Annotated in this window: 2 protein-coding genes; both read right to left on the reverse strand. The window is 66.7% G+C overall.

Features of this window, described 5'->3' with window-relative positions; translation table 11 throughout:
* Positions 1-106: 106 nt before the first annotated feature.
* Entirely contained in the window at positions 107-1,651 is a 1,545-nt protein-coding gene (locus ABIB56_RS18410) for a DNA polymerase Y family protein (RefSeq protein ID WP_354570680.1), read from the reverse strand.
* The gene (imuA', locus tag ABIB56_RS18415) at positions 1,648-2,337 is read right to left on the reverse strand and encodes a DnaE2-dependent mutagenesis accessory factor ImuA' (protein ID WP_354570681.1); all 690 of its coding nucleotides are present in this window, start codon (positions 2,335-2,337) and stop codon (positions 1,648-1,650) included. The genes ABIB56_RS18410 and imuA' overlap by 4 nt, the downstream gene beginning before the upstream one ends.
* Positions 2,338-2,471 lie beyond the last annotated feature (134 nt).

A 2,471-nucleotide genomic window follows, 5' to 3' on the forward strand; every position in this document is an offset into this window, starting at 1 on the left:
GTTCCTCGCTGCCGGGCAAACGCACTGCGCCAACTAACAATCCAGCTCGTTCCTCGCTGCCGGGCAAACGCACTGCGCCAACTAACAATCCAGCTAATCTCACCCATCAGTCGTATCTCGCTTCCGCCCACCACAGGTGGTCTTCGAGTACCAGCAGCCAGGCGGCACCCGTCTCGTCGACCATCTGGAAGCGGTTGGCCCTGCGCGTGGTCTGCGCATCCCACCAGCGTTCGGCGATCGGCCATGGTCCGGCCCACGCGGAGAGGGGGACGATGGTGCGATTGTCGGTCGAGAAACGCGAGGGAGCAGCCGATAATACTCCCCGGTCGTCCACATCGACGGCCGAACCGTCTGCGGCGAACACCGCGGCGGGAAGGGGTGCCTCGAAGACGGTGCCTGGCGCAGGCGTCGGCAGTTGACCCGGCCACGGCTGGGTCGACAACCTGCCGGCAGGCTCCCTGTCACCCCATGGAGTGAGCTTCTCCCTGTCGCGCAGCGTGCGGCCACCGCCGACCGCTGTCATGAGCACGCCACCGTGTCCGAGCATGCTCTGCACCCGCGAGAGCCCGTGATGGATGCGCTCATCGTGGCCGGTGCCCCAGAGTCCATGTTCGTGGTTGCCGATCGCGTCGACGCTCTCTGGCACGACCCGCACCCGCGTGACGCCAGAGCTGAGCCCGCTGTCGCTCGCGCCGCTGCCCTGAAGCTGCCAGCGCAGCCGGTCGACGACATCCGCAGCGGTAAAGGACCGCGGATGCAGCCAGCTGCGCTCTGAGACATCGCCGGAGTCGGAGTCGATCTCGATCCTGATCGACGTGCAGACCAGCTGGGCGGCGACCAGCCCCTGGATGAAGCGGTCGGCGGAGGCCCGGAACCCGAAGGCGACCTGGTCCACCCGGTCGAGGGCCGGCTCGAAGGCGATCACGGTGTCCAACTCCTCCGGTGGAACACGCGAGATGACCGGACGGCTGTCGAGGCCGCTGGCGAGAGCGTGCAGCCTGGCCCCGGCCTCGCCGAAGCGTGCTTCGACGTCGAGACCATCGAGGCGGGAGAACTCGCCGAGGGTACGGATGCCGAGTCGCTGCAACAGAGTGGCGAGCGCAGGTTCGTCGAGCACGCCGAGCGACAGTGGGGCGAGGAATTCCGCAGCGGTGCCCTCCGGCACGATGGTGATGCGCGCCCGCTTCGGGCTGCGTGCGGCATGCTCCGCCGTGAACGGACCGTCGGCGATGCCCACGCGGGAGCCGTGGATACCGAGCTCGTCGAGGGCGTCGAGCAGCCACAGTGCCGCCTCTTCCTCGCCGCCGTAGTAGCGGGCTGGTCCTTTCGCCCGCATCGCGCAGATACCGGGCCGCAGCAGTTGCACGCCTGGCATGGTCTGCTCGATTACCTCGATCACGGGTTCGAAGGCGCGGGAGTCGAGAGCGGCCTCGTAGGGGAAAACGAGTATCTCCTGGCATCTGACCTGCGCATCACGCAGTCGTTGTCCGCGCCGCACACCGTCGCGCCTGGCAGCAGCTGAGCAGGCGAAGACGACTCCCTTGTCGACCAGGGCGATCGGAGCATCCGCCGCCAGCGAATGAGCACGCACAGCCGCCGTGACGGGCCAGTCGGGGCACCAGAGCAGGATCGTGCGGGTGATCGGCGTCATCCGGCGGCCCTCTGCAGGTAGGGAACGTTTTCGACGGCGCGAAACTGCTCCTGCGGATCGGGCAGCCACATCCGTGCACTGCGCGGCCGACCGGTACGGCTGGTGACGGTGACGGTGACCTGTCGCGCGCTGAGGTGCCCGTGGCCCTGCCCGATACCGTTCCAGCTGCTGTCGGAAAGGCTCAGCATCGCCTCGCTCTGCGGCCACGGGCCGAGAACGATGAGCGCTGCTCCGCGCTGCCTAAGACGTGCGGTCAGCCGGGAGACGCTTGAATCATTCGCCCGCCGCGGTGGACGGATGACGATCACCCCGAGCACATCGGCGATGGCGGCTGTAACCCCGAGCCACTGGTCGCCGGGATGCGGCACGAGAACGAGTCGTTCGAGATCGATGCCGAAGCGCTGGGCCGCCTCCACACCGAACTCCGGAACACCCACGACACCGCACCACGACCCTGCAGCCGACGGTCCTGCGAGCAGTGCCATCAGCAGGGTGGCCGAGTTGTCGACGGAATAGGTTGCCCCCTCTTTCAGCCCACCGCCGGGAAGGAGGGAGGCGAATGCCGAATGCGTGGGGATGAGGCGCGTATCGAGTTTGGTCGCCTGCATCTGCCGAATACGCGCCTGCAACTCCTCGACAGTGGCGCGCGTCGGCGCCTCTGTGAGGGTGGCGGCTGCAGAGGACATTGCCCCATATTCGAACATACATTCTGCATGTCTGCTTGAGTGCAGTTAGATTTCGTAGAGATCGGTCAGGGTTATGGGGTCGGTGTTGACGGCTTGTTGCAGCAGTCGGTAGAACAGTATGCCGCGGGTTTTTG

Origin of the sequence: Glaciihabitans sp. UYNi722 (assembly GCF_040549465.1) — a bacterium.
In the GTDB taxonomy this organism is placed as follows: domain Bacteria; phylum Actinomycetota; class Actinomycetes; order Actinomycetales; family Microbacteriaceae; genus Lacisediminihabitans.

Bases quoted from the DNA above. Each gene is read 5' to 3' on its own strand.
- ABIB56_RS18410 (WP_354570680.1), bottom strand. From the start codon at position 1,651: ATGACGCCGATCACCCGCACGATCCTGCTCTGGTGCCCCGACTGGCCC.
- imuA' (WP_354570681.1), bottom strand. From the start codon at position 2,337: ATGTCCTCTGCAGCCGCCACCCTCACAGAGGCGCCGACGCGCGCCACT.